The sequence below is a fragment of the Mycobacterium talmoniae genome, from assembly GCF_001854525.1.
GTDB classification, from domain to species: domain Bacteria; phylum Actinomycetota; class Actinomycetes; order Mycobacteriales; family Mycobacteriaceae; genus Mycobacterium; species Mycobacterium talmoniae.
Genome location: NZ_MLQM01000353.1, coordinates 1 through 983 on the forward strand (window position 1 = coordinate 1; position 983 = coordinate 983).

Genomic DNA, 983 nt, shown 5'->3' on the forward strand with positions numbered 1-983 from the left:
CCAACCCGGCAGCGTTCCTGCGCTTGGCGACCGCGGTGGTCATCGAATCCCACGACGAATGGCAAGTCACCCGCCGCTACCTCTCCGATGTCTCCATGGACGAGCTACGGGTGGTTATCGCCAAAAACACGCCGCGGCAGCCCTTGCCAAACAACACCAAATCGCCTAGCGTTCAACATGACTCGTTGATCACAACGCGTGAACCACGCCCGATCCGAAGTCCACCACTCCACGGGACGCTATCCTCCGTTAGCTCACTTGGGAGAGCAGCCGACTTTTAATCGGCGGGTACGGGGATCGAAACCTCGACGGAGCACCACACGTAATGCCGGTGAGATGTAACGGCTGCATCTCTGCCTTCCAAGCAGATTGAGCGGGTTCGATTCCCGTCACCGGTTCGACGCGGCCGTGACCGAGCGGCTAGGTATCGGTCTGCAAAACCGATGACGTGGGTTCAACTCCCGCCGGCCGCTCAACTGCCCCACCAGCATGTGGGGCGCACCATACGGATGTAGCTCAACTGGCAGAGCAGCGGTCTCCAAAACCGCCGGCTACAGGTTCGAGTCCTGTCATCCGTGCCAGCGGGAGGTAGCTCAACTTGGAAGAGCACCGGCTTTGGGTGCCGGACGTTGCACGTTCGAATCTTATGTGGAGAGGATAGGCAACACTGCAGTTCAGGATGTTGATGACATGTCCGTTACGATGTGTTCGCACGGGGTGTAGCGCAGCTTGGTAGCGCGTCCGCTTTGGGAGCGGAAGGTCCTCGGTTCAAATCCGGGTACCCCGACTGGTCGCGGTGCGATAGCTCACGCATCTGCTTGGTAGTCTGACTTTGCGCCCGTATGGGTGAGGTAGTGATAGCGTCCCGTGGAGTGGTGGACTTCGGATCGGGCGTGGTTCACGCGTTGTGATCAACGAGTCATGTTGAACGCTAGGCGATTTGGTGTTGTTTGGCAAGGGCTGCCGCGGCGTGTTTTTTGGCG

The 983-nt window shown here is 59.2% G+C and carries 4 tRNA genes and 1 pseudogene; all 5 read left to right on the forward strand.

Annotation, left to right across the window (positions count from 1 at the left end):
- Window positions 1–169: pseudogene (locus BKN37_RS28555) on the forward strand (IS256 family transposase); the annotation flags it as partial.
- Window positions 170–327: 158 nt separating this feature from the next.
- Window positions 328–398: transfer RNA gene (locus tag BKN37_RS27310), tRNA-Gly, on the forward strand.
- A gap of 4 nt (window positions 399–402) precedes the next feature.
- Window positions 403–473 (forward strand) — tRNA-Cys (locus tag BKN37_RS27315).
- 32 nt (window positions 474–505) lie between these two features.
- A tRNA-Trp gene (locus BKN37_RS27320) sits at window positions 506–581 on the forward strand.
- A gap of 132 nt (window positions 582–713) precedes the next feature.
- Window positions 714–787 (forward strand) — tRNA-Pro (locus BKN37_RS27325).
- The last annotated feature ends 196 nt before the right edge of the window (window positions 788–983 follow it).